The sequence below is a fragment of the Kineococcus sp. NBC_00420 genome (genome assembly GCF_036021035.1).
Lineage (GTDB): Bacteria > Actinomycetota > Actinomycetes > Actinomycetales > Kineococcaceae > Kineococcus.
The window spans coordinates 4,636,869-4,663,829 of sequence record NZ_CP107930.1 but is presented as its reverse complement, the minus strand read 5'-3'; the positions used below and the strand labels follow the sequence as shown (position 1 = coordinate 4,663,829).

General features: G+C 72.8%; 26 protein-coding genes and 2 tRNA genes. 11 read left to right on the top strand and 17 right to left on the bottom strand.

The genetic code is table 11. The features are described from left to right. Positions 1–224 precede the first annotated feature (224 nt). A complete protein-coding gene (locus OG218_RS22835) occupies positions 225–485 on the top strand; it encodes a thioredoxin family protein (RefSeq protein ID WP_328295513.1) in 261 nt (86 codons plus the stop codon). 510 nt (positions 486–995) lie between these two features. Here OG218_RS22835 and OG218_RS22830 read toward each other — a convergent pair. The 4 genes from OG218_RS22830 to dnaG form a co-directional block, all read right to left on the bottom strand. Then, a tRNA-Ile gene (locus tag OG218_RS22830) sits at positions 996–1,069 on the bottom strand. An 88-nt stretch (positions 1,070–1,157) separates the two neighbouring features. Next, positions 1,158–2,300 (bottom strand): XdhC/CoxI family protein, encoded by a 1,143-nt coding sequence (locus tag OG218_RS22825; protein ID WP_328295512.1) that lies wholly within the window; start codon positions 2,298–2,300, stop codon positions 1,158–1,160. Positions 2,301–2,470: 170 nt separating this feature from the next. Further along, a tRNA-Asn gene (locus OG218_RS22820) sits at positions 2,471–2,543 on the bottom strand. A gap of 85 nt (positions 2,544–2,628) precedes the next feature. After that, positions 2,629–4,506: a DNA primase gene (dnaG, locus tag OG218_RS22815; protein WP_328295511.1), complete on the bottom strand. Its 1,878-nt coding sequence runs from the start codon at positions 4,504–4,506 to the stop codon at positions 2,629–2,631. Between the two features lie 51 nt (positions 4,507–4,557). Here dnaG and OG218_RS22810 point away from each other — a divergent pair, with 51 nt between their 5' ends. The 4 genes from OG218_RS22810 to OG218_RS22795 all read left to right on the top strand — a co-directional run bounded on the left by OG218_RS22810 (position 4,558) and on the right by OG218_RS22795 (position 7,787). Then, entirely contained in the window at positions 4,558–5,886 is a 1,329-nt protein-coding gene (locus tag OG218_RS22810) for an O-acetylhomoserine aminocarboxypropyltransferase/cysteine synthase family protein (RefSeq protein WP_328295510.1), read from the top strand. Next, positions 5,883–6,485, top strand: coding sequence for a CoA-binding protein (locus tag OG218_RS22805; RefSeq protein WP_328295509.1), 603 nt, complete (start codon positions 5,883–5,885; stop codon positions 6,483–6,485). The genes OG218_RS22810 and OG218_RS22805 overlap by 4 nt, the downstream gene beginning before the upstream one ends. Positions 6,486–6,549: 64 nt before the next feature. After that, positions 6,550–7,059 (top strand): hypothetical protein, encoded by a 510-nt coding sequence (locus OG218_RS22800; protein ID WP_328295508.1) that lies wholly within the window; start codon positions 6,550–6,552, stop codon positions 7,057–7,059. Between the two features lie 65 nt (positions 7,060–7,124). Next, positions 7,125–7,787, top strand: coding sequence for a DUF4190 domain-containing protein (locus OG218_RS22795; protein WP_328295507.1), 663 nt, complete (start codon positions 7,125–7,127; stop codon positions 7,785–7,787). Here the strand turns inward: OG218_RS22795 and OG218_RS22790 are convergent. The 3 genes from OG218_RS22790 to OG218_RS22780 are packed head-to-tail and all read right to left on the bottom strand — an operon-like array spanning position 7,777 to position 10,615. Beyond that, positions 7,777–9,036 (bottom strand): deoxyguanosinetriphosphate triphosphohydrolase, encoded by a 1,260-nt coding sequence (locus OG218_RS22790; RefSeq protein ID WP_328295506.1) that lies wholly within the window; start codon positions 9,034–9,036, stop codon positions 7,777–7,779. The genes OG218_RS22795 and OG218_RS22790 overlap by 11 nt on opposite strands. Next, the gene (dusB, locus tag OG218_RS22785; RefSeq protein ID WP_328295505.1) at positions 9,033–10,199 is read right to left on the bottom strand and encodes a tRNA dihydrouridine synthase DusB; all 1,167 of its coding nucleotides are present in this window, start codon (positions 10,197–10,199) and stop codon (positions 9,033–9,035) included. The genes OG218_RS22790 and dusB overlap by 4 nt, the downstream gene beginning before the upstream one ends. Continuing rightward, entirely contained in the window at positions 10,196–10,615 is a 420-nt protein-coding gene (locus OG218_RS22780) for a universal stress protein (protein WP_328295504.1), read from the bottom strand. Before OG218_RS22780 ends, dusB begins: the two co-directional genes overlap by 4 nt. A gap of 154 nt (positions 10,616–10,769) precedes the next feature. On the opposite strand from OG218_RS22780, the gene OG218_RS22775 reads away from it, so the two are divergent. Both OG218_RS22775 and OG218_RS22770 read left to right on the top strand, forming a co-directional pair. Next, complete coding sequence (locus OG218_RS22775) at positions 10,770–11,753, top strand: LacI family DNA-binding transcriptional regulator (protein ID WP_328295503.1); 984 nt, start codon at positions 10,770–10,772, stop codon at positions 11,751–11,753. A gap of 175 nt (positions 11,754–11,928) precedes the next feature. Beyond that, entirely contained in the window at positions 11,929–12,879 is a 951-nt protein-coding gene (locus OG218_RS22770; protein ID WP_328295502.1) for a hypothetical protein, read from the top strand. A 78-nt stretch (positions 12,880–12,957) separates the two neighbouring features. Here OG218_RS22770 and OG218_RS22765 read toward each other — a convergent pair whose 3' ends face one another. The 7 genes from OG218_RS22765 to OG218_RS22735 form a co-directional block, all read right to left on the bottom strand. Continuing rightward, positions 12,958–13,566 (bottom strand): response regulator, encoded by a 609-nt coding sequence (locus tag OG218_RS22765; protein ID WP_442906424.1) that lies wholly within the window; start codon positions 13,564–13,566, stop codon positions 12,958–12,960. Then, on the bottom strand, positions 13,563–14,681 hold the full coding sequence (locus OG218_RS22760; protein ID WP_328295501.1) for a sensor histidine kinase: 1,119 nt from the start codon (positions 14,679–14,681) through the stop codon (positions 13,563–13,565). Before OG218_RS22760 ends, OG218_RS22765 begins: the two co-directional genes overlap by 4 nt. Positions 14,682–14,719: 38 nt before the next feature. Then, positions 14,720–15,469 (bottom strand): ABC transporter permease, encoded by a 750-nt coding sequence (locus tag OG218_RS22755; RefSeq protein ID WP_328295500.1) that lies wholly within the window; start codon positions 15,467–15,469, stop codon positions 14,720–14,722. Continuing rightward, the gene (locus OG218_RS22750; RefSeq protein ID WP_328295499.1) at positions 15,466–16,407 is read right to left on the bottom strand and encodes an ABC transporter ATP-binding protein; all 942 of its coding nucleotides are present in this window, start codon (positions 16,405–16,407) and stop codon (positions 15,466–15,468) included. Before OG218_RS22750 ends, OG218_RS22755 begins: the two co-directional genes overlap by 4 nt. Before the next feature lie 69 nt (positions 16,408–16,476). Beyond that, complete coding sequence (locus OG218_RS22745; protein WP_328295498.1) at positions 16,477–17,739, bottom strand: benzoate/H(+) symporter BenE family transporter; 1,263 nt, start codon at positions 17,737–17,739, stop codon at positions 16,477–16,479. Then, a complete protein-coding gene (locus OG218_RS22740; protein ID WP_328295497.1) occupies positions 17,676–18,125 on the bottom strand; it encodes a MerR family transcriptional regulator in 450 nt (149 codons plus the stop codon). The genes OG218_RS22745 and OG218_RS22740 overlap by 64 nt, the downstream gene beginning before the upstream one ends. A 58-nt stretch (positions 18,126–18,183) precedes the next feature. Further along, positions 18,184–19,572, bottom strand: coding sequence for a glycine--tRNA ligase (locus OG218_RS22735; protein WP_328295496.1), 1,389 nt, complete (start codon positions 19,570–19,572; stop codon positions 18,184–18,186). A 203-nt stretch (positions 19,573–19,775) separates the two neighbouring features. Here OG218_RS22735 and OG218_RS22730 point away from each other — a divergent pair, with 203 nt between their 5' ends. The 3 genes from OG218_RS22730 to ppc all read left to right on the top strand — a co-directional run bounded on the left by OG218_RS22730 (position 19,776) and on the right by ppc (position 23,599). Next, complete coding sequence (locus OG218_RS22730; RefSeq protein WP_328295495.1) at positions 19,776–20,261, top strand: Fur family transcriptional regulator; 486 nt, start codon at positions 19,776–19,778, stop codon at positions 20,259–20,261. A gap of 53 nt (positions 20,262–20,314) precedes the next feature. Beyond that, positions 20,315–20,593, top strand: coding sequence for an HU family DNA-binding protein (locus OG218_RS22725; protein ID WP_328295494.1), 279 nt, complete (start codon positions 20,315–20,317; stop codon positions 20,591–20,593). 171 nt (positions 20,594–20,764) lie between these two features. Then, positions 20,765–23,599, top strand: a complete 2,835-nt coding sequence (gene ppc, locus OG218_RS22720; protein ID WP_328295493.1) for a phosphoenolpyruvate carboxylase — start codon at positions 20,765–20,767, stop codon at positions 23,597–23,599. Positions 23,600–23,659: 60 nt separating this feature from the next. Here the strand turns inward: ppc and OG218_RS22715 are convergent, their stop codons facing one another. After that, the gene (locus OG218_RS22715) at positions 23,660–24,430 is read right to left on the bottom strand and encodes an isoprenyl transferase (RefSeq protein ID WP_380162154.1); all 771 of its coding nucleotides are present in this window, start codon (positions 24,428–24,430) and stop codon (positions 23,660–23,662) included. A 77-nt stretch (positions 24,431–24,507) separates the two neighbouring features. Between OG218_RS22715 and OG218_RS22710 the strand changes: the two genes are divergently transcribed. Beyond that, positions 24,508–25,077, top strand: coding sequence for a histidine phosphatase family protein (locus OG218_RS22710; RefSeq protein ID WP_328295491.1), 570 nt, complete (start codon positions 24,508–24,510; stop codon positions 25,075–25,077). Here the strand turns inward: OG218_RS22710 and OG218_RS22705 are convergent. Next, positions 25,065–26,177: a serine hydrolase domain-containing protein gene (locus OG218_RS22705; RefSeq protein WP_328295490.1), complete on the bottom strand. Its 1,113-nt coding sequence runs from the start codon at positions 26,175–26,177 to the stop codon at positions 25,065–25,067. The genes OG218_RS22710 and OG218_RS22705 overlap by 13 nt on opposite strands. Continuing rightward, positions 26,174–26,953, bottom strand: a complete 780-nt coding sequence (gene recO / locus OG218_RS22700) for a DNA repair protein RecO (RefSeq protein WP_328295489.1) — start codon at positions 26,951–26,953, stop codon at positions 26,174–26,176. The genes OG218_RS22705 and recO overlap by 4 nt, the downstream gene beginning before the upstream one ends. Between the last annotated feature and the right edge of the window lie 8 nt (positions 26,954–26,961).

The window sequence follows — 26,961 nt, the reverse complement described above, 5'->3', positions numbered from 1 at the left end:
TAGGTCGTGCAGCCTGGAGCCGGCACGAGACGCTGATGCAACGAAAATTCGGCGAACACTGTGTCTCCTCTTTGAGCGCACCATGTCTTGCGTGAGTACGATCTGGACCGTAATCGTCTGATGTTTGGGGTGTCAACCCTCACACTCCTCAGCCGCACCCCCATCCGCGCCATCGCCAGCGAGGTCGACGGAAGGCTCGCGGCCTCCCCGACGTTGCCCCTGTCGTGATCGTCGAACTCTTCTCGTCCGCCTTCTGCGGTCCGTGCCGGACGGCGCGCACCGTGGTCGGCCAGGCCGCCCGCCTGGTCCCGCAGGTGCGGTTCGAGGAGGTCGACGTCGCCGACGACACCGTCCGGGCCGAGGCCGCGGACGTGTCGAGCACCCCGACGATCGTGGTGCGCGAGGACGACGGGACCGAGGTCTTCCGCGCCGCGGGCGCTCCGACGCTGCCGCAACTGCTGGCGGCGATGGGGCGCGCCGTCTGAGCGTCGTCCCGGCGACCACGTCGCGGTGACTGCGGACGGGTCACGGGGCGGGTTTCACCCGATCAGCCGCTGTCGTCACCGCCGTCGCGCCCCGATCTTCTAGTCATCACCGACTGCCTCTCGCACCGCACCCCACGATTCGAAACCTCCCTGGTCAGCACCCCCTCCCCCCTCGACGAGAGGTACCGCACCACGATGGCTGCACGTTTCGACCCGGCCCCGGGCCGGCCGTTCACCCCCGAGGGCCGGCTCCCACCCGCGGGCCGGGAACCGGACCCCTCTCGGCCGCCCGTCCCGCGGGGTCGACCGATCGTCGCGAACGGTACGGATTTCCCGCGCACGCCGTTCGGTCGTCCCCGCGCGTCGACGCGGACACCCCGTGGTCGCATGCTGCACCTGTTGCGCGGCAGGGTCTCGCACTGAGGACCCGAGGACGGCGGCACCGTCGCCGCTCCGGACTGCACCGCAGGGAGACCCCCGCGCACGGGCCTCGACCGGAACCTTCCGCGGTAGGGCGGGTGGGGCTCGAACCCACGACCGAGGAATTATGAGTTCCCTGCTCTGACCGACTGAGCTACCGCCCCTCACGACCCCCGCGCGACGGTGCCGGCGAGCGAACGCTCCGCCGGACTCTACCCGACCGGCCCCGACGCCCCCGGGGCCCAGGTCGGTTCAGGAGGGCGAGACGTCCTCGAACCCCTCGGCCGCGACGACGGTCGCCAGACGGTCGTGGTGGATCCGTCCAGCACTGTCCCGCAACGGTTTCCCCGTCCCACCCCACCGCGCGGCGGTGATCTCGGCGGCGATCGAGATCGCCGTCTCCTCGGGGGTCCGGGCGCCGAGGTCGAGCCCGATCGGCGAGTGCAGCCGGGCCAGCTGCGCCTGCGACACCCCCGCGTCGAGCAGTCGCGCGACGCGGTCCTCGTGGGTCCGACGGGACCCCATCGCCCCGACGTAGGCGGCGGGGCCGCGCAGGGCGAGTTCGAGCAGCGGCACGTCGAACTTCGGGTCGTGGGTCAGCAGGCAGAGCACCGTCCGGTCGTCGACGGCGGTCCGGGACAGGTAGCGGTGCGGCCAGTCGACGACGACCTCGTCGGCCATCGGGAACCGCCGCGCGGTGGCGAAGACGGGCCGCGCGTCGCACACCGTGACGTGGAACCCGAGGAAGCTCCCGACGCGGGCGAGCGCCGCGGCGAAGTCGATGGCCCCGAAGACGATCATGCGGGCCGGCGGCGCGAACGCCTCGACGAACACCTCGAGGTCGTCGGGGCGGCGTTCCCCGTCCGGACCGACGTGCAGCACGCCGCTGACGCCGGCGTCGAGCAGTCCGCGGGCGTCGTCGGTGACGGCGGCGTCGAGGCGTTGCGAGCCGAGCGACCCGGTACGGCCCAGCGGGTCCACGAGCATCCGCCGGCCCTGCGCCGCGCCCGGTCCGACCACGGTCGCCAGCGCCACCGCCGAACGCGCCGCGACGGCGGTGGACAGCGCACGGACGAGGTCGACGTCGTCGACGAGGGTGACGAAGACCTCCAGCTCGCCCCCGCAGGTCAGCCCGACGGCGAAGGCGTCGTCGTCGCTGACCCCGTAGCGCGCGAGGACGGGCCGCCCGTCCGCGACGACCTCGCGGGCGAGTTCGTAGACGGCCCCCTCGACGCACCCCCCGGACACGCTCCCGACGACCTCACCGTGGTCGTCGACGGCGAGCGACGCGCCGGGCTGGCGGGGAGCCGAGCGCCAGGTGCGCACGACGGTCGCGACGGCCACCCGGCGACCCGCCGAGAGCCACCGGTCCACCTGGTCCAGGACGTCGCGCACACCCCATGGTCGCTCACGCACCCCCGTGACCGGCCCGGACGTCGTGCACGACCTCGGGCACGGTGTGGCCGGGGCGCGAAGGTCCAGATGGTGGGAGCACGCAGCGCCGACCGCTAGTCGCACCCGGCACGACGGAGGGGCGGGCCTCTCGGCCCGCCCCTCCGTGGAAGCTCCCGCAGTTGGACTCGAACCAACAACCTGCCGGTTAACAGCCGGCTGCTCTGCCAATTGAGCTATGCGGGACCACTTCTCACGACCGGGATGTAACCCCCGGTCACGACTGTCCAACCGTACCAGCCTCACGGACCGCTCCGTGCACGGCACGGGATCACGCGCCCTGGGCGCGCTCCTGCCAGGTCCGCCGGGCGGCTTCGAGGCGGAACAGCTCGGCCGAGGCCTCCCCGTACTCCGCGCTCGCGGGGTCGAGGCGCTGCAGCGTACGGCGGGCCTCGGCCACGGCACGGGTCGCGGACTGCCCGGCGAGGGCGGCGACGAGCTGACGTCCCCAGCTCTCCAGCTGCTCCTCGCTGGAGACGGGCAGGTCGGTGGCCGCGAGCTCGTCGACGAGGGCCGCGACGGGGCCGTCGGCGTAGTCGAGGACGCCGGCCAGCCAGGCCGGTCCCTGCGGAGCCTCCCCGGGGCCACCGGCGGCGGTGACGGCGTCGTGGACGGCCCGGTGGCCGGGCGCGGCGAACGCGTCGGACTCCAGGGAGTCGAAGACCTCGGCGACGGCCCACGGCGCCTGCAGGACGCAGGCCAGCACCTGCCGCTCGAGCTGGGCCACGGGGTCGTTGGCAGCCATCGAGCGGACCGGCTGCCGGGCGGGCGGCTGCTGCGGCCTCCCCTGCTGCTGCGGTGCCCCGCTCCCGGAGTGGCGGCGGACCCGGTCGAGCACGAAGCGCTCGTCGAGGAACCCCGTCCAGCGGTCCAGGTTGATGGCGTAGCGCTGCTGCAGCCCGCGGTCGCGGATGGCGGCGACGATGGGCGCGGCGGCGTCGAGCGCGGCGAGGCGGCCGGCGTCGGAGTTCAGGTCGAACCGTTCGATGGTGGAGCGGATCGCGAACTCGAACAGCGGGACCCGGCCGTCGACCAGTTGCGCCACAGCGGCTTCCCCGGCGGACAACCGCAGGTCGCACGGGTCCTGACCCTGCGGGGCGACGGCGACGTAGGTCTGGGCGCTGAAGCGCTGGTCGAGCTCGTAGGCCTTCAGCGCCGCCTTCTGCCCGGCCGCGTCGCCGTCGAAGGTGAAGACGACCTCGGCGGAACCGTCGCTCTCCCCCAGCATCCGCTGGACGATCCGGGCGTGGTCCTCGCCGAACGCCGTGCCGCAGGTCGCGACGGCCTGCCCGACCCCGGAGAGGTGGCAGGCCATGACGTCGGTGTAACCCTCGACCACGACGACGCGCTTGGTGCGCGAGATCTCCCGCTTGGCGAGGTCGAGGCCGTAGAGCGCCTGCGACTTCTTGTAGATGGGGGTCTCCGGGGAGTTCAGGTACTTCGACTCGATGCGGTCGTCGTCGAAGAGCCGGCGGGCCCCGAACGCGACGGTGTGCCCGCTGACGTCGCGGATCGGCCACACCAACCGCCCGCGGAAGCGGTCGTAGAGGCCCCGCTGGCTCTGCCCGGCCAACCCGGAGGTGACGAGCTCCTCCTCGCCGAACCCCTTGGCGCGCAACTGACGCAGCAGGGCGTCACCGGTGTTGGGGGCGAAACCGACCCCGAACCGGGCGGCGTCCTCCCGGCTGAACCCGCGTTCGGCGAGGAAACCCCGCGCCGTCTCCGCCGGACCGACCCCCTCGAGCTGCTGGGCGTAGAACTCCTCGGCGAGGGTGTGCATCTCGAGCAGGCGCTGGCGCTGGCCCGCGTTGGAGGCGGGGCGCTGGGCGCTGCGACCACCGTCGTCGACGTAGCGCAGCTGGATCCCCGCGCGCTGGGCGAGGCGCTCCACGGCGTCGGCGAAGCCGAGACCGTCGATGCGCATGACGAACTCGATCGCGTCGCCGGACTCCCCGCAGCCGAAGCAGCGCCAGCGCCCGGTCGCGGGACGCACGGTGAAGCTGGGGGTCCGCTCGTCGTGGAAGGGGCAGAGGCCCTTGAAGGAGCCGACACCCCCCGTCCGCAGGGAGACCTGCTCGCCCACGACCTCGTCGAGGCGCACGCGTTCCTTGACCGTCTGCAGATCGTCTGGATGGATGCGCCCGGCCACGGGTGGAGTGTAGGCGCCGGGGCGCCACCGACCGGGTGGCAGGATCGCCCTGTGAGCAGCGAACGGACGAGCAGCAGCGCCGCGGGCAGCGACGACCGGGCCTGGGGCTTCCGCACCCGGGCCGTACACGCCGGGGCGGTCCCCGAGCCGACGACGGGCGCACGCGCCGTGCCGATCTTCCAGACGACGAGCTTCGTCTTCGAGGACGCCGCCGACGCCGCGAACCTCTTCGCGCTGCAGAAGTACGGGAACATCTACTCCCGCATCTCCAACCCGACCGTCGCCGCCTTCGAGGAGCGCATGGCCTCCCTGGAGGGCGGGCTCGGAGCACTGGCCTGCGCGAGCGGGCAGGCCGCGGAGTTCCTCACCTTCGCCGCCCTCGCCGGCGCGGGCGACCACGTCGTCGCCTCCAACAACCTCTACGGCGGCACCGTCACCCAGCTCGACGTCACGCTGCGCCGCTTCGGCGTCGACACCGTCTTCGTCGCCCCGGAGCCCGAGACCGTCCGCGCCGCGATCACCGAGAAGACCCGCTTCGTCTTCACCGAGCTCGTCGCCAACCCCTCCACGGTGATCGCCGACGTCCGGGCCCTGGCCGACGTCGCCCACGAGGCCGGCATCCCGCTGATCGTCGACGCGACCACCGCGACCCCCTACCTCTGCCGGCCCATCGAGCACGGCGCGGACATCGTCATCCACTCCGCGACGAAGTTCCTCGGCGGCCACGGCACCACGCTGGGCGGCGTCGTCATCGACGCCGGCACCTTCCCCTGGGACAACGGGAAGTTCCCGGCCATGACCGAACCGGTCGCCTCCTACGGCGGCCTGAGCTGGTGGGGCAACTTCGCCGAGTACGGCTTCCTCACCAAGCTGCGCAGCGAGCAGCTGCGCGACATCGGCGCGACCCTCTCGCCGCACTCCGCGTTCCTGCTGCTCATGGGCGTGGAGACGCTGCCGCAGCGGATGCGCGAGCACGTCGCCAACGCCCGCACGGTCGCCGCCTGGCTCGAGGCCGACGACCGCGTCTCCTGGGTCCGCTACTCCGGTCTGCCCAGCCACCCGCACCACAGCCGGGCCGAGCAGTACCTGCCCGAGGGTCCCGGCGCCGTGTTCTCCTTCGGGGTCGTCGGCGGACGCGCAGCCGGCGAGCGGTTCATCAACAACGTCCAGCTCTGCTCGCACCTGGCCAACATCGGCGACGCCCGCACCCTCGTGCTGCACCCGGCCTCGACGACCCACCAGCAGCTCTCCGCCGAACAGCTCACCGCCGCCGGGGTCCCCGAGGACCTCATCCGGATCAGCGTGGGACTGGAAGACGTCGAGGACGTGTTGTGGGACCTGGACCAGGCGCTCGCCGTCGCTGTGGAGGGGAACCGATGAACGACTCGACCAGTGGGGCGACCGGCACCGTCCCGGACGCGGGCGCGGACCTCGGCTCGGTCGCCGCCCCGGAGAACCTGGAGCAGGCCCCCGCCGCGACCGGTTCCAAGGACGCCGCCCCGACGTCGTGGACGGCCCCCGGCGCCGGGGAACGTCTGCGCATCCTGCGCCGCACGAAGACCGTCGCGATCCTCGGCGCCTCGAACAAGCCCTCGCGCGCCTCGTACTTCGTCGAGACCTACCTGCTCGCGGACTCCGACTTCGAGCTGTGGTTCGTCAACCCGAACGAGACCGAGATCCTCGGTCGGCCCGCCTACCCGTCGTTGCGTGAACTCCCCGGGGTCCCCGACCTCGTCGACGTGTTCCGCCGTCCGAGCGAACTCGGGGGTGTGCTCGACGACGTCATCGCGGTCGGCTCCCCCGTGATGTGGATGCAGCTGGGCCTCGCGGACGACGCCGTCGCCCAGCGCGGTGCCGAGCACGGCGTGACGGTCGTGATGAACCGCTGCCTGAAGATCGAGCACGCGAGGTTCCACGGCGGTCTGCACCTCGCCGGTTTCGACACGGGCGTCATCTCGGCCCGGCGCCGCGCCCGCTGAAGGTTGTCCACAGCTCGACCGCGGAGAACTCCGGGGTGGCCGCGACGCGCCTAGCGTCGCGGCCATGACCGGACGACCCCCGAAGAAGCTCCGCTGGATCCTGGTCGGGGTCGGCGCCGCCGTCGGCCTCCACCTCCTGATCGGTGTGGCGGTGGTCGCCGCCGGGTTCGCCCGCAGCGCCTCCGACGTGCGCAGCATGGCTGCGCCGCAGTCGGTCCGCCTCTCCTCGACCGTCACGTGGACGGTGGGGACCTGTCTCGCGGAACGCTCCGAGGTCTCCTGTGCGAGCGGACACGACGCCGAGGTCGTCGCCGTCGTCCCGGTCACCGACGACCTCCGCGACGGACGACGGCGCTGGGGCGCGAACTCCTCCTGCGCCCGCGAGGTGGCGGCCGTCATCGCGGCCGGGGAGTTCAGGCCGGACACCGTCACCTACGCCTCCGCCTACCCGCCCCACGAACTGCACGACGAGCGGGTGTTCTGCCTGCTCGTCGCACCCGACGACTCCCCGATGCGGGGGTCCTGGACCGGCGGGGACCTGCTCGGGCCGACCGCCCCGGCGCCCTTCGAGTGAGTCCCCGGACACGACGGGGCGCGGTACGCCGACCGCCGCGCCGAGACTCGCCGTAACCTGGGCGGGTGATCGAGCACCGGCCGCCACGACCCACCGACGGGTTCTCCCTCGCCGCGCTCGTGACGGGAATCCTGGGCACCGGCCCGGTCGCCTTCGCCCTCGGCGCGATCGGGCTGCACCGCACCGGCCGAGCGCAGACAGCGGGCCGCGGGTTCGCGATCGCCGGGATCGTGCTGGGCGGGCTGCAGATGCTCGCGACGTCGATCGCCGTCGCCTGGATCGTCGGTACCGCGGTGGCCGGGGTCTCGTTGCTCGGCCGCCTCCCCGCGGACCCCTTCGGGACGAGCACGGGCCCGACGACGATCGACGACCTGACGGCCGGCGACTGCTTCGACAGCGGGGACGACGACGGTCTGCACGGCACCGTCGAGCGCACCGCCTGCGCCGACACCCACGACGGCGAGGTCCTCGAGATCGTCACCCTGCCCGACGGGACCTACCCCGGCGAGGCCGAGCTGGAGACCTACGCCGAGGACCACTGCCGGTCCGACGCCTCCACCGCGGTCGACGACGCGGGCCTCGACCCGGGCGACTTCGAGTACGGCTACTACTACCCGTTGGAGCAGGACTGGGCCGACGGCAGTCGGCTGCTGCAGTGCACCATCCACGGCTGGGAGGGCGACCTGCAGGGTTCCGTCCTGGACGGGGACGCCGCCGTCACGTCGTGAGGTCGCGGGGCGTGAGCCGGCGGTGCCAGGCCAGGGCGGAGACGTCGGTGAGGGAGGCGACCTGGTCGATCACCACCCGCAGGCGGGCCGCGTCGTCGGTCGCGAGGGCGTGGTCCTCCCGGAACGGCGGTTCGAGGACGTCGGGCCCCTGCCGGACGAGGGCGTCGAGGAGTTCGCGCAGCAGTTCCCGCTGGCGGGCGTAGAACGGCTGACGTTCCTGCGCGCTCATGACGAACGTGGCCGCGACGCCCTTGAGGACGGCGACCTCGAGGGTCGTGTCCACGGGGACGACGACGTCGGCGGCGTAGCGGGTGAGGCGGCCGTCGCCGTGGCGTTCCCGGGTCGCGTGCTCGGCCGCGTTGGCGAACCGGCCGATGAGCTGGGAGGTCATGTCCTTCAACGCCGCCAGGTGACGACGACCGCCGAACACCTCACCGGGTTGTTCCCGGGCCCAGAATCCCGACGTCGAGAGCCGTTGCAGCGCAGCGGCGACGGCCTCGTCGGAGGCGTCGGGCAGGTACCAGTCCCGCACCTGGGCGGCGACCCGGGCACGGATCTCGTCCTGGTCCAGCCAGTCGAGGCGGACGTGGCCCGCGACGATTGCGTCCTCGACGTCGTGCACCGAGTAGGCGACGTCGTCGGAGAAGTCCATGACCTGGGCCTCGACGCACGGCCGGTTCTCCGGCGCGCCGTCGCGCAGCCACGCGAACACCTCGGCGTCGTCGACGTAGGCCCCGAACTTCGACGTCACGCGCGGCGCCTTCCCGTGCAACCACGGGTACTTCGTCGAGGCGTCCAGGCTGGCGCGGGTCAGGTTCAAGCCGACGGGCGAACCGTCGGCGGCGACCGTCTTGGACTCCAGCCGGGTCAGCAGCCGCAACGTCTGGGCGTTGCCCTCGAAACCCCCGATGTCCTGAGCCGCGTCGGCCAGCGCCCGTTCGCCGTTGTGGCCGAACGGCGGGTGGCCGAGGTCGTGGGCCAGGCAGGCGGTGTCGACGACGTCGGGGTCGCAACCGAGCGCCGCCCCGAGTTCGCGGCCGACCTGCGCGACCTCGAGGGAGTGCGTGAGGCGGTTGCGGACGAAGTCGTCGGTGGCGGGGCCGACGACCTGGGTCTTGGCGGCGAGCCGACGCAGCGAGGAGGAGTGCAGGACGCGGGCGCGGTCCCGCATGAAGGCGCTGCGACCGTGCGTCTTCGGCGGTTCCGTGGCCCAGCGTTCGAGGTCGCCCTCCTGGTAGCCCGCGCTCATCCGCCGGACACCGAGAGCTCGGCCTGGGCGATCATCTCGGCCGCGGCGCCGGTGAGCTCCTGGGTCTCCAGCCAGCCCTCCGGCAGCGCGACCCTCGCCTGCGGCGACCCGGCCCGGCCGCGGGAACCCTCCGCGGCGGCACCCGGGTAGTCCTGGTCGAGGTCGAGGTCGGCGATGAGCTCGTCGAGGGCCTCGAGGGTGTCGACGAGGCCGAGGCGGGCCCGCATGTCGCCGCCCACGGCGTAGCCCTTGAAGTACCAGGAGATGTGCTTGCGGATGTCGCGGCAGCCGCGCAGTTCGTCGCCGTAGAACTCGACGAGCAGGTCGGCGTGGCGGCGCAGGACCTTCGCCACGTGGCGCATCCCGGGCCTCACCCGGTCCTCGCGACCGGCGAACCCCGCCTCGAGGTCGGCGAACAGCCACGGTCGCCCGAGGCAACCGCGGCCGACGACGACCCCGTCGCACCCGGTGCGCCGCATCATCTCCACCGCGTCCTCGGCGCTCCAGATGTCGCCGTTGCCGAGCACGGGGATGGTGGTGACCGTCTCCTTGAGGCGCGCGATGGCCTCCCAGTCGGCGTGGCCGGAGTAGTGCTGCGACGCCGTCCGCCCGTGCAGCGCGACGGCGGCGGCACCCTCCTCCTCGGCGGCCCTGCCGGCCTGGAGGTAGGTGAGGTGGTCGTCGTCGATGCCCTTGCGCATCTTCACCGTCAGCGGGATGCCGCCCTTGGACGCCTCGCGCACCGCCCCGCGGACGATGTCGCGGAACAGGGTCGCCTTCCAGGGCAGCGCGGACCCGCCGCCCTTGCGGGTGACCTTGGGGACGGGGCAGCCGAAGTTGAGGTCGACGTGGTCGGCGATGTCCTCCTCGACGACCATCCGGACCGCCGCGGCGACCGTCGTCGGGTCGACCCCGTAGAGCTGCAGGCTGCGCGGGGTCTCGGTCTCGGTGAACGTCACCAGGCGCATCGTCTCGGCGTTGCGTTCGACGAGGGCGCGCGAGGTGACCATCTCGCTGACGTAGAAGCCCTCACCCTGCTCGCGGCAGAGCTGCCGGTAGGCGGAGTTGGTGATGCCGGCCATCGGTGCGAGGACGACCGGCGTCGCGGAGACGTGCGGTCCGATCCGCAGCGGCTGGACGGCCGTCAGGGTAGGTGCGCTCACACACCCATTGTGACGGCCCACGCGGGTGCCGGGGAGCCGGTGCTCGTGTCCGGCTCGGGGACGGACAGCACCGGGCACGGCGCGTCGAGCACGACGAGCCGTGCGCGACCGCCCAGGAGGTCGTCGACCCCGCGCCGGGCCAGGCCGACGACCAGCAGGGCGGCCTGTTCGCGTTCGGCCAGGTCGAGGACGGCCTCGACGACGTCGGCCCCCTCCGGAGGCAGGCGCAGGTCGAGTCCGACGGGGGCGCTGCGCAGGCGCAGCAGCAGCCCGTCCGGCAGCGGCGCCGCGGCCACCACCACGATCGTCCCGCCGCGCAGGCGAGCCTGGGCGAGGGCCTCGAGGACGGCGTGCTCGTCCCCCGGTTCGTAGCCGACGACGATCAACGGGTGCTGCCGGGACCTCGGACCGCACATCGAACGCTCCTTCGCGTCAGGGGTGGATCGACGACCTGGGCACCGTAGGATCCGGGCAAGCGCTTGCGCAAGCGCTTGCCTGTTCCTATGGCCAGACCGTGACAGGCCTACCGGGCCGGGTTCGACGAGCGAGGGGGCTCCTGCGGTGGTGACCATGGCCGACGTCGCGCGGCTGGCCGGGGTGAACGCCTCGACCGTCTCGCACGTCCTCAACGGGACCCGCACGGTCAGCGGACCCACGCGGGAAGCGGTCCTGTCCGCGATCGCCCGCACCGGGTACCGCCAGAACACCCTCGCCCGCTCACTGGCCCGGTCCTCGACGACCACGCTCGGCCTGGCGAGCCGCTTCGTCTCCAACCCGCACTTCGCCGACCTCGTCACCTCCATCGAGGGCGCCGCCCGCGCCGCCGGGTACACCCTCGTCCTCGCCGACACCCACGACGACCCCGTCGAGGAGGTGCGAGCCGTCCACGAGCTCGCGGACCGTCGCGTCGACGGGATGCTGCTGGCCCCCTCCGTCCACGCCGAGGTCGAGGCCCTCCCCTTCCTCGCCGCGCACGGCATCCCCACCGTCCTGCTCGACCGCTTCGCCGACGCCGACGTGGACCAGGTGGCGCCGGAGAACACCGAGGCGACCGCGCTGCTGACCTCCCACCTCGCCGGCCTCGGCCACCGCCGCATCGCGTTCGTCGCGGGGCTGGCCGGGCTGAGTTCCACCTCCGAACGCCACGCGGGGTTCTCCCGGGTCCTCGCCGAACGCGGACTGACCGGAGTCGTGCTGGACGGGGGCAGCGAGACCTCCCTCGCCGAGACCGCGGTGCTCTCGGCGTTCGCCGGTGCCGACCGTCCCAGCGCAGTCGTCGTCGGCAACAACTCGATGACCGTCGGCACCCTGCGCGCGCTGCGGTCGCTGGGGTTGTCCGTCCCCGACGACGTCGCCCTCGTCTGCTACGACGACCCCGAGTGGGCCGACCTCGTCGAACCCCGCCTCACCGCCATCCACCAGGACGTCCCCGCGATGGCGACCCGCGCCGTCACCATGATCCTCGAGCGCCTCGCCGGCACCGCCCCCGGAACCCCCCGCCGCGAACGCATCCCCCCCACCTTCCGGCACCGGAACTCCTGCGGCTGCTCCTGACCCTCCTCGTGGCCGGCGGGTTCGGGTCGTGGACGCCACGCACCACTAGGTTCGGCGCGTGGCGTCCACGACCCGGAGTCATCCCGGTGTCCACAGGAGCGCAGGAGTCCCCAGCCCTGCACAGACGGCGAGGCCGGCGAGCGGCGACCACGCGTTCCTCCCGCACGATCCCCGCATGCCCCGGAAGAAGAACTACGACCGTGCCGCGGTCGATGCGTTGATCGCGCGGTCCGACGGCGTGGTCAAGCGCGCAGACCTGGTCCTCCTCGGAGTTCCGGACTCCACGCTGACCAGCCTGACGGGACCTCGCGGTCGCTGGCAGCGCATCCTCCCCGGCGTCGTGCTCACGCACCGCGGAAACCCCACGCTTCTCGAACGGCGCCGGGCCGCGTTGACGTACGCAGGGCCCGACAGCCGCCTCAGCGGCCACCACGCCCTGGACGTCTGGGGTGCGCTGGGTCGGCGCGTCGACGTCGGCCGGGAGATCCTGGTCGTGGTCCCCCATCCGCGGCACCGCGTGTCGAGCGGGTTCTGCGTCGTCGAGCGGTCGGAACGTGGAACGGGACGCGCCGAACGGGGTGGGCTGCGCGTCACGGGAGTCGCCCGAGCCCTCGGTGACGCCTGCCGACGACAGGACCTCTCGCTCGACGACGTGCGCGAGGTCATGAGCGCCGTGCTCGCCGCGGACCGGTGCACCCTGCGACAACTGGACGCCGTGATCAGGCACGGCCCCACCCAGCGCAGCGGGCACGCACGGGTGGCGCTGGAAGAACTCGGCGCGGCGACTCGCAGCGCGGCCGAGGGGCGCGCCTTCCGCGTCGTCTCCCGATCCGGACTCCCCCAGCCGGTGTGGAACGAGCCCGTCGTCGTGGCCGGACGGTGGATCGGGAACGCGGACGCCTACTGGCCCGACCTCGGCGTCGTCCTCGAGATCGACTCGATGACGTGGCACCTCGGAGCTCAGGCGCTCCGCCGCACCCAGGCGAAGGCTCGACGCTACGCGGAGGCCGGTGTCATCCTGCTCTCCATCGCCCCCGCCGATCTCCTGGGCGACCCGACGGCGTTCCTGGACCAACTGCGGCGGACGCTCGAGACGGCGGCCGCGGCCAAGCGTTCGGGGCGTTGACGCCACGCGACGAACCTAGTGGCGCGAGGCGTCCACGACCCGAACCCCCGGACCCCGCGACGACGACGACGACGACGACTACAGCCACCCCCGCGACTCCGCCAGGCGTACCGCCTCGGCGCGGGTCCGCGCGCCGGTCTTCCCGATCGCAGCGGAGAGGTGGTTGCGCACCGTGCCCTCGGACAGCGACAGCCCGGCGGCGAGGTCGGCGACGGTCCGGCCGTCGCGGGCCAGGCGCAGGACGTCGGTCTCGCGTTCGGTCAGGGGGTTCACGCCCGCGGCCAGCGACTCCGCGGCCAGCGCGGGGTCGACGACGCGCAGCCCGGAGGCGATGCGGCGCACCACGTCCGCCAGTTCCCGGGACGGGGTGTCCTTGACGACGAACCCGTGGGCGCCGGCCTCCATCCCGCGGCGCAGGTAGCCGGGACGGCCGAAGGTGGTGACGATGAGCACCCGCACCGAGGGCACCGCGCGGCGCAGCGCCGCGGTCGCGGCGATCCCGTCGAGGCCGGGCATCTCGATGTCGAGCAGCGCGACGTCCGGGCGGTGCTCGCGGGCGGCGGCCACGACGAGGTCCCCGCGCGAGACCTCGCACACGACCGACAGGTCCTCCTCCAGCGACAGCAGCGCCGCCAGCGCACCCCGCACCAACGCCTGGTCGTCGGCCAGCATCAACCGGATGCTCACACCCGGACCCCCAGTTCGAAACCGCCCTGGGTGGACCGGCCGACGGTCAACGCGCCCCCGGCGACGCGGGCGCGTTCGGCGAGGCCTGCGAGTCCCGCTCCGCCCCCGGACCCCGGCCGGGGCCCGGAGCCGTCGTCGCAGACGACCACGGCGCAGGACGAGACCGTGATCCAGCAGGTGCGCGCCCCGGAATGGCGCACCACGTTCGTGACCCCTTCGCGCACGACCCAGCCGAACAACTCCTGCAGCTCCCCCGGGACCTCGTCCACGGAACCGGGCAGCCGACCCGTGACCCCCGCGGCGGCGAGCGCCTGGCGGGCGCCGGCGAGTTCCGCGCCGAGGGACACCTCGCGGTAGCCCTCCAGCGCGGCCCGGACGTCGGTCAGCGCGGTGCGCGCCAGGCGTTCCACGTCCTCGACCTCCACACGGGCCCGTTCCACGTCGACGTCGAGGAGCCGTCCGGCGAGTTCCGCCTTCAACGTGATGACCGTCAGCGAGTGACCGAGGAGGTCGTGCAGGTCCCGGGAGAAGCGGGTGCGCTCCTCGGCGACGGCGAGGCGGGCCAGGTCCTGCTGCGCGGCCGCGAGCTGTCGGCTGCGCCGGATGAGCCGGGTCATCCCGAGGGTCGCGACGGCCGCGAAGAACGTCCCGATCGCGGTGCCCTGCAGGTCCGACCAGCCGTCCACCCACCGCCCGGCGAGCACCAGCGCGACGACGCAGACGAGGAACAGTCCCAGCGCCGGTCGCAGCGGCAGCGTGAACGCGGCGTAGGCGGAGATGAAGTACACGGTGTTGAAGCCGCTGGAACCGGCGCCGGGGACGATCACCGCGGTCAGCGCGAACAGCGCCGCCAGCCCCAGCACGGCCCGCCGGCGGGTGGCCCCCAGGTCGCCGGTGGCCCGCATCGTCGACCAACCCCGCGACAGCAGGACGAAGTAGAGGACGGCGAAACCGAGGGTCGCCACGATCGCGAGCGCCCCCAGCGCGCGGTCGGGGTTCTTCCAGGCGTCCTCGACGGTCTGGACGAGGATGAGCAACCAGACACCCGCGAACACGAACCCCGAGCCCCGCATGCGCGGGATCGCCAGGGCGGGCAGCGGTTCGCGCGGCGGCACGGGAGCACCCTCCCACGCCACCGCGCTCTCGCCGGAGGTCACACGCGGCCGGTGTCGCGGCGGAACAGCCACGCCGCGGCGGCTCCGAACACCCCCGTCCACACCACGAGGTTCACGACGGCTCCGACGAAGGAACCGGTGTGCTGCACCTGCCAGTGCGCCAGCACCCCGACCCCGTAGGCCGGGGTGAAGGACGCGACGGTCTGCAGCGTCGAGCCGAACAGCGTCAGGGGGACGAACAACCCACCCATGAGGGCCAGCAGGGCGAGCACCGGACCCATGACCTGCATGGCGTTCTCGGAGGGCACCAGGTAGCCGATGGCGAGGCCGAGGGAGGCGAAGACGAGGGATCCGATCCAGGCGACGAGACCGCCCACGACCCATGCGGAGGCCCGCATCGTCGCCCCGGTCACCGCCCCGAGGAGCAGTTCCACGACGACGGGGATGAGGGCGATGCTCGCCGCGGACAGCACCTTCGAGGTGACGTAGGTCGCCGGGCGCATCGGGGTCAGGCGCAACTGCCGGCTCCAGCCGCTGGCTCGTTCGACGGCCACGGAGGCGCCGACGCTGGTGGCCGCGACCATCGCCCCGTAGACGGCGAAGCTGATCATCACGTAGCCCTTCGCGTCGCCGTCGGACTGCGACGCGCCGAACGCGAAGTAGAAGACGACCGGCATGACGATGGTGAAGACCAGGGTGCGCCGGTTGCGCAGCACCCGCCGGATGTCCAGCTTCAGGTAGGTCGGGTTCACCAGTCCGCGCGGAACCTCGGGGGCGATCGCGGTCATCGGGAGACCTCCTGGGTGGAGTCGCTGGTCAGGGAGACGAAGGCGTCCTCGAGACCGCGGGCGGTCACCTCGAGGTCGGTGGCGGGGGTGCGCGTCAGCAGGAACCGGGCGACGGCGTCGGAATCGGTGGCCTGCACCAGGACCTGGTCGCCGTTCACCTGCAGGTCCTCCACGCCCGGCATCTCCGCGAGGTCGTGCAGGCGCACCCCGGGCCAGGTGGCGCGGACGGTGCGCCCGGCGGAGAGCGCCTTGATCTGCGACGGGGTGCCGTCGGCCACGATCCGTCCGTGGGCGACGAGGACGATGCGGTCGGCGTAGGTGTCGGCTTCTTCGAGGTAGTGGGTGGCGAACAGGACGGTCCGCCCGCGCCGGGCGTCGTCGCGGATGGCGCCCCAGAAGGCCCGGCGGCCCTCGACGTCCATCCCGGTGGTGGGCTCGTCGAGGACGAGCAGGCGCGGGTCGGGCAGCAGGGCCATCGCGAACCGCAGCCGCTGCTGCTCACCCCCGGAGCACCTGCCGACGCGCCGGTCGGCGATGTCGGAGATCCCGGCCCGCTGCAGGACGACGTCGACGGGTTGGGTGCGGGCGAACAACGACGCGGTGACCTCGACGGTCTCGCGCACCGATAGGTCCTTGAGCAGCCCACCGCTCTGCATGACGGCGGACACCCAGCCGCGGGCGACGGCTTCCCGCGGGGGGACGCCGTAGACGCTGGCGGTCCCGGTGCTGGGCTGGGACAGGCCGAGCAGGACGTCGATCGTCGAGGTCTTGCCAGCCCCGTTCGGGCCGAGGAAAGCCACGACCTCACCGGGGCGCACGACGAGGTCGAGACCGTCGACGGCGGTGACCGCGCCGAAGCGCTTGGTGAGGCCGGTGACGGCGATGGCGGCCGGGCTCGTGCTCAGCGTGAGCGTCGCGTCAGGTGCTGTGCTCTCCATGAGGAGGAGCCTCACGGGTCGGGGACCTCGGCGCCTCGGCCTCGCGTCACCCCGGACCCATGACGGATGTCACCTCGTGACGACGCGCTCCCGCGACCACCAGAAGACGAGGAGTCCGGCCGCGAGTCCCCAGAACGCCGACCCCACTCCGGCGAAGGTGACTCCCGAGGCGACGACGGCGAACGTGAGGCCCGCCGTCACCCGGTGCCTCGGGTCGCTCAACGCGGAGGTCAGTCCCCCGGCGAAGGAGGAGAGCAGGGCGAGCCCGGCGACGGCCTCGACGAGGACCGGGTCACCGTTGCCGACGAACTCGGCGATCGGGGTCGCGAGCAGCCCGAGCACCAGGTACCCGCCTCCCCCGGCCACGGCGGCGACCCAGCGCCGGCGCGGATCCGCGGACGCGCCCGGCCCCGCGATGATCCCGGCGGCGAGCGCCGAGAGGTTCACCGCGTGCCCGCCGAAGAACGCCGCGACGGCACTGCCCACCCCGGACCCGACGAGCACGCGGGCGACGGGGACGTCGCGGTAGCCCAAGGTGTCGAGGATCGCGAAACCCGGGACGTTCTGCCCGGCCATCGTCACGACGTAGAGCGGGACCCCGAGCGAGACGATGACGAAGGGGTCGAAGGCGGGGACCACCGCCAGCAGCCGCGGCGCCCACTCGAGCGCGATCCCACCCTCCAGCAGCCACGCCGTGCCGAGGAGTCCGACGACCATCGCGGCGGGCACCGCCCACGCCGTGGCGTAGCGACGCAGCACCAGCCACACGACCACGACGGCCAGCGCGGCCACGGGTTCGCGGCGCACCGCGGTGACCGGGGCCAGGCACAACGGCAGCAGCACCCCGGCCAGCAGCGCCCCCGAGACCGGGGTGGGAACCCGCCGGACGAGGTTCGCCAGCCACGGCCAGGCGCCGGTGACCACGAGCAGCAGCGCGCAGAGGAGGAACGCCCCGACGGCCGCGGCGAAGGAACCGGTGCGTCCCTGCGCGGCGACGATCAACGCGGCCCCGGGCGTCGACCAGACGAACGACAGCGGCTGCCCGGTGCGCCAGGACAGGAGGCAGGCGAGGAGCCCCTGGGCGAGGCAGAGGGCGAGCAGACCGGACGCCGCCTGCGCGGGCGAGGCTCCGGCGGCGGTCAGCCCCGCGAGCACCAGGACGAAGGAGCTCGCGAACCCGGTCAGCGCGGCGACGACGCCCGCGACGACCGGACGGGCGAGTTCGGGACGGGGCAGCTCGTGACGGGGTTCGCCGGACGGAGAGCGGATCAGGCCACCTCGTCGACCCGCGCGGGGACCGCGGCGACGCACGGGGAGGGGCCGGCGACCCACGACTCCCCCGCGGTCCCGGCGGCGAGGCGCGCCGCGTAGAGGTCGACCTTCGCGGCGATGACGTCGCGGGCGGAGGCGAGTTCCGCCAGCTGCTCCTCGACGCGGTGCTGGTGGGCGGCGAGCAGGCCGAGACGTTCGGCCTCGTTGCCCTCGCCGGCCCGGACGAGTTCCGCGTAGCGGCGGACGTCGGGCACGGGCATCCCCGTGCCCCGCAGCCGCGCGCACATCCGCAGCCACTCGACCTCGAGCGCCGAGTAGCGGCGTCGACCACCGGGGTCGCGCCGGACGGGTCCGACGAGGAGCCCTTCGCGTTCGTAGAAGCGCAGCGCGTCGACGCCGATCCCCGTCAGCTCACTGACCTCACCGATCCCGAAGCTGGAGTCCACGCGGCAAGCCTAGACGGACGGCCGGAACCCCCAGGGGTTCCGGCCGTCCGCCCGTGGTTCAGGCGCCGATGAGGCGCGCCCCCAGCCACTGGGTGACCTGGGTCAGCCCGACGCGTTCCTGCGCCATCGTGTCGCGTTCGCGGATGGTCACCGCCTCGTCCTCGAGGGTGTCGAAGTCGACGGTGATGCAGTACGGCGTGCCGACCTCGTCGTGACGGCGGTAACGACGGCCGATGGCGCCGGCGTCGTCGAACTCGACGTTCCAGTTCCGGCGCAGCTCGGCCGCGAGGTCACGCGCCTTCGGCGAGAGGGACTCGTTGCGCGACAACGGGAACACCGCGGCCTTGACCGGGGCGAGGCGGTGGTCCAGGCGCAGCACGGTGCGCTTGTCGACGCCGCCCTTGGTGTTCGGGGCCTCGTCCTCGGTGTAGGCGTCGACGAGGAACGCCATGAGCGAACGGGTCAGGCCCGCTGCGGGCTCGATGACGTAGGGGACCCAGCGTTCGCCCTTGGTCTGGTCGAAGTAGGACAGGTCGACGCCGGACTCCCGGGCGTGCGTCGTCAGGTCGTAGTCGGTGCGGTTGGCGACGCCCTCGAGCTCGCCCCACTCCGACCCCTGGAACCCGAACCGGTACTCGATGTCGACCGTCCGCTTGGAGTAGTGCGACAGCTTCTCCTGCGGGTGCTCGAAGAACCGGAGGTTGCCGGCGTCGATGCCCAGGCCCGTGTACCAGGACATGCGCTCGTCGAGCCAGTACTGGTGCCACTGCTCGTCGGTGCCGGGTTCGACGAAGAACTCCATCTCCATCTGCTCGAACTCACGCGTCCGGAAGATGAAGTTGCCGGGGGTGATCTCGTTGCGGAAACTCTTGCCGATCTGGCCGATGCCGAACGGCGGCTTCTTGCGCGCGGAGCCCATGACGTTGGCGAAGTTCACGAAGATGCCCTGGGCGGTCTCGGGGCGCAGGTAGTGCATCCCCTCCTCGTTGTCGACCGCACCGAGGTAGGTCTTCATGAGGCCGGAGAAGTCGCGGGGTTCGGTCCACTGCCCGCGCACGCCCGTCTCCGGGTCCGGCACGTCGGCGAGGCCGTTGACCGGGGGGTGACCGTGCTTGGCCTCGTAGGCCTCGAGCAGGTGGTCGGCCCGGTAGCGCTTGTGGGTCTGCAGCGACTCCACCAGCGGGTCGCTGAAGACCTCGACGTGACCGGAGGCCTCCCACACGCGCCGCGGCAGGATCACGGAGGAGTCCAGGCCGACGACGTCGTCGCGGGAGGAGACCATCTGACGCCACCACTGGCGCTTGATGTTCTCCTTCAGCTCGACCCCGAGGGGGCCGTAGTCCCAGGCCGAGCGGGTACCGCCGTAGATCTCACCCGAGGGGAAGACGAAACCTCGGCGCTTGGCGAGGTTGATGACGGCGTCGAGGCGAGGGGTGGGCGAGGCCACGCGGGATCTCCTGTCCGGCTGGGTGTCGGCGGTCGAGCGCCACCCCGCGGGCGGGGCAGGCGTCCTCGCAGAGGTTACGCGCTGAGCGATCCCGCCTGCTCGCTGCCCGACGCCGCTCGGCCCAGTGCACGCGAGCACGTAGGGTGACCTGACCCGCCTGTCGAGAACGGCTCGCAGGACGAACGGAAGGAGACGAGCCAGTCGTGTCGATCCCGGCCCGCCGGTCCACGAAGCAGCGTTCGGCCGTCTCCGCGGTCCTCGACGAGGCCGACGCCTTCCTCTCCGCCCAGGACCTGCACGCCAAGCTGCGGGCCCGGGGCGAGAACGTCGGCCTGGCCACGGTCTACCGCGCGCTGCAGGTCCTCGCCGAGGACGGTGACGTGGACGTGCTGCGCACCGACGACGGCGCCGAGGCCGTCTACCGCCGCTGCTCCACCGGGCACCACCACCACCTGGTCTGCCGTCGCTGCGGGGCCACCGTCGAGGTCGAGGGGCCGGCCGTCGAGGCCTGGGCCAAGCGGGTCGGCGCCGACCACGGCTTCACCGCCGTCCAGCACGTCGTCGAGGTCTTCGGCGTGTGCGCGGGGTGCAGCGAGCTCGTCCGAGCACCGCAGGACGCTCTTCGCGGAACCTCCACGGACCCCTCCGACGCGGCCCACGGGGAGCCGCGTGCTGAGCACGAGCAGTGACGACCGGTAACGTCACAGGCCGACCACCGTCTTCGAGACAAACGGGAGAGACCGTGAACCGCTCCGAACTCGTCACCGCCGTCGCCCAGCGCGCAGGCCTGACGCAGTCCGACACCGACACCATGCTCAACGCCCTGGGCGACGTCCTCGTCGAGGCCGTCGGCAAGGGCGAGGTCGTCAAGCTCCCGGGCCTGATGACCGTCGAGCGCGTGGAACGCGCCGCCCGCACGGGCCGCAACCCGCGCACCGGCGAGACCATGGAGATCGCCGCCTCCTTCGGCGCCAAGCTCACCGCCGGCTCCAAGCTCAAGGCCGCCGCCAACGGCAGCTGAGGTCGCGTCCGCACCGAGGACGCACCTGCGCCTCGCCTCCCCCGGTTTCGTCCCTGGCGACGGACACGCAAGACTGCCCCCGCCGCCCCCTCCGGGCGGTGGACGGCAAGTCAGGACGTGCACCCGGAGTCAGCGTCGACCCGAGCACCGGCAGGGAGGCGAGGCGAGGCGATGAGCACCACGCACGACGAGACCAGTGGAGTGGACGACCAGGTACGGAGCACGTCCCAGGACGGGCTGACCGTCGACGGCGTCTCCTCCCACGAAGGTCACGCGGCCCTGCGGGCCTCCGTCCGACGGCTCGGGGAACTCCTGGGCGCCTCGCTCACCCGGCACGAGGGTCAGGACCTCCTCGACCTGGTCGAGCAGGTGCGCGCCCTGGCCCGCGAGGCCGACGACGGCGCGGAGCTGGCCCGGCTGCTCTCCGGGGTGGACGACGCGACCGCCATCGTGCTGGCCCGTGCCTTCACCGCCTACTTCCAGCTCGCGAACGCCTCCGAGCAGCTGCACCGCGGCCTGGAGCTGTCCAAGCAGTCCGGTGGCGGCCTCGACGCCACCCTCGCCCGGCTCGGCGAGGCCCTGGCCGCCGGTGACCTCGACCCGGCCACCGCCCAGCAGATCCTCGGTCGCCTCCAGCTGCGCCCGGTCTTCACCGCGCACCCCACCGAGTCCAGCCGTCGCTCGGTGCTCGACCTGCTGCTGCGGATCACCACCATCGTCGAGGCCTCCGAGGACCCGACGCAGCGCCCCGTCGACGCCCAGCGCGGCCAGCGCCGCCTCGCCGAACTCGTCGACGAGCTGTGGCAGACGGACGAGCTGCGCGTCCTGCGCCCCCGACCGGCCGACGAGGCCCGCTCGGCGCTGCACTACCTGCGCAACCTGACCTCCACGGTCCTGCCGGACCTGCTCGAGGACCTCTCGGTCGGGCTCGCCGAGCTCGGCCTGGACCTGCCGCTGGACGCCCAGCCGCTGCGCTTCGGCAACTGGGTCGGCGGGGACCGCGACGGCAACCCGAACGTGACCCCCGAGGTCACCGCCGAGGTCCTGGGGATGCAGCACGACGCGGCCCTGGACGTCCTCAGCGCCGCCACCCGCGACCTCATGACCCAGCTCGCGGCCTCGACCCAGATCGTCGGGTTCTCCGAGGAACTGCTCGCCTCCCTCGAGGCCGACGCCGCCGCGCTGCCCGACGTGCACGCCTCCCGCATCCACCTCAACGGCGAGGAGCCCTACCGCTTCAAGCTGTCCTACGTCCTGGCCCGCCTCGAGGGGACCCGGGCGCGGCTGCACACCGGCAACGACCACGTCCCCGGCCGCGACTACGCGTCGGTGGCCGAGTTCACCGCCGACATCGTGATGATCTCGGAGTCGTTGCGCGCCAACGAAGGTCACCTCGTCGCCGACGGCGCCGTGGCCCGGCTGCTGCGCGTCACCCGCGCGGTGGGCTTCGGCCTGGCGACCCTGGACGTGCGCGAGGACGCGGGCAAGCACCACGAGGCGCTCGGCGCGATCTACGACCGCCTCGGTGAACTCATCACGCCCTACGCCGACCTCGACCGCACCGCCCGCACCAAGCTCCTCTCCAAGGAGATGACGGGCCACCGCCCGCTCATCGGCGCCGCGGTCCGCACCCTCACGGGGACCCCCGAGAAGGTCGTACGGCTGTTCTCGACCATCCGCGACTCCCTCGACCGCTACGGCGACGAGACGATCGAGACCTACATCGTCTCGATGACCAAGGGCATCGACGACCTCTTCGCCGTCGTCGTCCTGGCCCGTGAGGTCGGCCTCGTCGACCTGGCCGAGACGCCGGGTGCCAACGACGTGGCGCGCATCGGGTTCGCCCCGCTCTTCGAGACCGTCACCGAGCTCGAGAACGCCGAGGAACTCCTCGAGGGTCTGCTCTCCGACGCCTCCTACCGTCGTGTCGTGGCGGCCCGGGGGAACGTGCAGGAGATCATGCTCGGCTACTCCGACTCCTCCAAGGACGCCGGGATCGCGGCCTCGCGCTGGCAGATCCACCGCGCCCAGCGCGCGCTGCGCGACGTCGCCGCCCGCTACGGGGTGACCCTGCGCCTCTTCCACGGCCGCGGCGGGTCGGTCGGGCGCGGCGGCGGTCCCACCGGCGAGGCGATCCTGGCCCAGCCCTACGGCACCCTCGACGGTCCGATCAAGGTCACCGAGCAGGGCGAGGTGATCTCCGACAAGTACGTCCAGCCGCGCCTGGCCCGCCACAACCTCGAGGTCGCGCTGTCCGCCGCGCTCGAGGCGTCCACGTTGCACCGCACGCCGTTGCAGCCGGACACCGTCCTGGACGACTGGGACGTGACGATGGGCATCGTCGCCGCAAAGGGCCAGGAGGCCTACCGCCGCCTCATCGGCGACCCCGGTCTCGTGCCGTTCTTCCTCACCGCCACCCCGGTCGAGGAGCTCGGGAACCTCAACATGGGTTCGCGTCCCTCCCGTCGCCCCGGTGGGACGGGGGGGCTCGAGGACCTGCGCGCGATCCCGTGGGTGTTCGGCTGGACCCAGACCCGCATCAACGTGCCCGGCTGGTTCGGGGTGGGTTCGGGTCTCAAGGCGGCCCGCGAGGCCGGGCGCAGCGACGACCTCAAGGCCATGGCGGCCGACTGGAGCTTCTTCCGCAGCTTCATCTCCAACGTGCAGATGACCCTGGCGAAGACCGACCTGGGCATCGCCCGGCACTACGTCGACGAGCTCGTCTCGCCCGACCAGCGCGCGACGTTCGACGTGATCCGCGCCGAGCACGCGACGACGCTGGAGGAGATCCTGCTGCTGACCGAGCAGGACGAACTCCTGCAGTCCGCGCCCGTGCTCAAGCGGACCCTGGAACTGCGCGACGCCTACCTCGCGCCGCTGCACGCCCTGCAGGTGTCCCTGCTCGCCCGCTCGCGGGCCAGCGGTGACGACGTCGACCCCGCCCTGCGCCGCGCCCTGCTGCTGACCATCAACGGCATCGCCGCGGGGATGCGCAACACCGGCTGACCCGTTGGGGATCGTTGCCTCCCCGGTGTCGTCCAGTGACACCGGGGAGGCAACGATCCCTCAGGCGGTGGGCGTGTCCCGGGCCGCGCCGTAGCGCCGGTCCCGTTCGGCGTAGGTCTCGATGGCCGCCCACAACGACCGCCGGTCCACGTCGGGCCAGAGCACGTCGGAGAACACCATCTCGGCGTAGGTGGACTGCCACGGCAGGAACCCCGAGGTCCGCTGCTCCCCCGAGGAACGCCAGAACAGGTCCACGTCGGGCATGTCCGGTTCGTCGAGGTAGCGGGCGATCGTCTTCTCGTCGATCCGGTCCGGGTTCAGCCTCCCGGCCGCGACCTCCTGGGCGATGGCCCGGGTCGCGTCGACGATCTCCGCGCGGCCGCCGTAGTTCACGCACATCGTCAACGTGCAGACGGTGTTGTCCCGGGTCATCTCCTGGGCCGTCTCGAGCTCGGTGATCACGCTGCGCCACAGGCGGGGACGACGCCCCGCCCAGCGCACCCGCACCCCCCAGGAGTTCATGACGTCGCGCCGGCGACGGATGACGTCGCGGTTGAACCCCATGAGGAACTTCACCTCGTCGGGACTGCGCTTCCAGTTCTCGGTCGAGAACGCGTAGGCCGACACGTGGGTCACCCCCACCTCGATGGCCCCGGCGACGACGTCGAGCAGGGACGCCTCGCCCATCTTGTGGCCCTCGACGCGGGACAGACCCCGGGCGTTCGCCCAGCGGCCGTTGCCGTCCATGACGATCGCGACGTGCTTCGGGACGAGGTCGGCGGGCAACGTCGGCGGCCGCGCGCCGGAGGGGTGGGGCGGGGGCGCGACCACCACGCGGTTCACGGGAGGCGGGGCTGAGCGTCGACGTCCTGGCACGGTCCCCAGGGTGCCAGGTGAGACCATGGGACGTGCCCTCCCCCACAGTTCCTCCCCGCACCGCGCTCGTCCGGCACGGGGAGACCGACTGGAACCGGGACGGCCGGCTGCAGGGACGCACCGACATCCCGCTGAACGACACCGGCCGCGCCCAGGCGCTGGCGCTCGCCGACCAGCTGGCCGGTCAGGGATGGACGGCCATCACGTCCTCGCCGCTCTCCCGGGCCCGCGAGACCGCCCAGATCATCGCCGACCACCTCGGCCTGGAGCTGCTGCCCGCCCACGACGACCTCGTGGAGCGCAACTTCGGCGAGGCCGAGGGCGGCGACCTCGAGGAGCTCACCGCCCGCTTCCCGAACGGTGAGCGCCCCGGTCAGGAGACCTGGGACGACGTCTGCGCCCGGGGCGCGGCGGCCCTGCGCCGCCTGCGCGCCGAGCACGGCGACGCGCCGCTCGTCGTGGTCGCGCACGGGACGTTCCTGCGCGCCACCGTGAACGGCCTGATGGGCCTCGCACTGCCGCGGATGGCCAACGCGACGTCGGTGGTCGTCGAGGGTTTCGACGACGACTGGCGCCTGACCCGGGAACCTCAGAAGGCGTAGTCCCAGAACTCCCGCAGGAACGTCGGGGGGACGGGCGAGTCCATCGCGGTCTGGGTCAGCAGGATCCCGGTCGTCCCGCGAGCGGGGACGACGTGGGCGCTCGTCCCCGACCCGCCGACCCACCCGTAGCGGCCGGTGACCGGGTGCACGGACCCGCCGAAACCCCACCCCTCACCCTCGAGGAACACCTCCCCCTCGAGGCGTTGGGCGTCGATCAGGTGGTCGGTGGTCATGGCCCGCACCGCGTCCGGCGACAGCAGCCGGGGGGCCAGCAGTTCGTGGGCGAACCGCGACCAGTCGTCCAGCGTCCCGACCAACCCGCCGGCGCCGGAGAGGAAGCGCGGCGGGCTGCTCCACCTCCCGTCGGAGGCGTCGAAGAGGTCCAGGCCGTCCGCGCCCAGCCGGTAGGCCGCGGGAAGTCGGTCGGGTGCGGCCGAGAACGCGGTGTCGCGCATCCCCAGGGGTCCGAACAGGCGCGTCCGCAGCACCTCGCCGAGATCGGCTCCCCCGACCCGCGCGAGCAGGATCCCGAGCAGGTCGAAGCTGGTGTTGTAGAGCCAGCCCTCGCCGGGTTGGTGGCGCAACGGCAGCGCGGCGAGCGCGGTGAGCCACTCCTGCGGAGCCGGCGGGAGGGAGATCTCCAGCCCCGGCTGCAGCGGGAACAGCGACTGCACCCACTCCCCCTCGAACGAGGAGGGAAAACCCCAACCGCAGCGCGACGTCAGCAGGTCCTCCACGCTCTGGGGGCGTTGCAGTGCAACGGTGTCGTCGAGGTCCGCATCAGGGGTCCGGAGCACCCGGACGCCGCGCAGTTCCGGTAGCCACCGCTCGATCGGGTCGTCGAGGCGCAGGGCGCCGTCGTCGACGAAGGTCATCGTGGCCGCCGCGACGAGGGGTTTGGTGATCGAGGCGTAGCGGAACGGGGTGTCGCGGGTGAGGAGGCGCCCGGTCGCGAGATCGGCGACCCCGGCCACGGCGACCTCGCGACGACCGTCACGTTCGACGAGGGCGACCGCGCCGGCGACGGTTCCCGAGCGGACGAAGGACTCCAGCAGTTCCTGCAGCACGACGGGGTGACCTGCGCCGAGCCCGGAACTCATCGCGGGACCAGCGGTTCCCGTTCCACGTGCCGCAACGAGCGGATCCCGCGCTCCAGGTGCCACTGCAGGAAGGCCGCGACGAGACCGCTGCCCTCGCGGCGGCAGCGCTCCTCCACGGCGTCGGCGATCTCCCACTCCCCGCTGAGCAGCGCCGCGAGGAGCGTGAGGGTCCGCGGGTCGGGCGCGGCGGAACCCGGCGGGCGGCAGGAGGAGCAGACGGCCCCGCCGGCGGAGATGTTGAACGCCGCGTGCGGGCCGGGTGCTCCGCACCTCGCGCAGTCGGTGAAGCTCGCGGCGTAGCCGGCGATGGCCAGCGAGCGCAGCAGGAACGCGTCGAGGACGAGCGAGGAGTCGTGCTCGCGGCGGGAGAGCGAACGCAGCGCCCCGACGAGCAGCAGGTACTGCTGGGTCGCGACCTCCCGTTCCACCTCGGTGAACCGCTCGGCGGTCTCCAGCATCGCCGAGCCGACGGTGTAGAGGCCGTAGTCGGTGGCGAGGTTCTGCCCGTAGGGGGCCAGGACGTCGACCTGGGTGACGGTGTCGAGGGTGCGGCCGTGGTGGAGCTGGACGTCGATGCAGGTGAAGGGTTCCAGGCGCGCGCCGAACTTCGACGACGTGCGCCGCACCCCCTTGGCGACGGCCCGCACCCGGCCGTGGTGGCGGGTCAGCAGCGAGAGGATCCTGTCGGCCTCACCGAGCTTGGTGGCGCGCAGGACGACGGCCTCGTCGCGGTAGGTCTTCGCCCCGCCGATGCTCGATCCCCGCGCCCCCGCCACACCCCCAC

Bases quoted from the DNA above. Each gene is read 5' to 3' on its own strand.
- OG218_RS22770 (WP_328295502.1), top strand. From the start codon at position 11,929: ATGCCCCGGAAGAAGAACTACGACCGTGCCGCGGTCGATGCGTTGATC.
- OG218_RS22790 (WP_328295506.1), bottom strand. From the start codon at position 9,036: ATGAGCGCGGGCTACCAGGAGGGCGACCTCGAACGCTGGGCCACGGAA.
- OG218_RS22805 (WP_328295509.1), top strand. From the start codon at position 5,883: ATGAACGACTCGACCAGTGGGGCGACCGGCACCGTCCCGGACGCGGGC.
- OG218_RS22775 (WP_328295503.1), top strand. From the start codon at position 10,770: ATGGCCGACGTCGCGCGGCTGGCCGGGGTGAACGCCTCGACCGTCTCG.
- OG218_RS22755 (WP_328295500.1), bottom strand. From the start codon at position 15,469: ATGACCGCGATCGCCCCCGAGGTTCCGCGCGGACTGGTGAACCCGACC.
- OG218_RS22705 (WP_328295490.1), bottom strand. From the start codon at position 26,177: ATGAGTTCCGGGCTCGGCGCAGGTCACCCCGTCGTGCTGCAGGAACTG.
- OG218_RS22750 (WP_328295499.1), bottom strand. From the start codon at position 16,407: ATGGAGAGCACAGCACCTGACGCGACGCTCACGCTGAGCACGAGCCCG.
- ppc (WP_328295493.1), top strand. From the start codon at position 20,765: ATGAGCACCACGCACGACGAGACCAGTGGAGTGGACGACCAGGTACGG.
- OG218_RS22780 (WP_328295504.1), bottom strand. From the start codon at position 10,615: ATGTGCGGTCCGAGGTCCCGGCAGCACCCGTTGATCGTCGTCGGCTAC.
- OG218_RS22800 (WP_328295508.1), top strand. From the start codon at position 6,550: ATGACCGGACGACCCCCGAAGAAGCTCCGCTGGATCCTGGTCGGGGTC.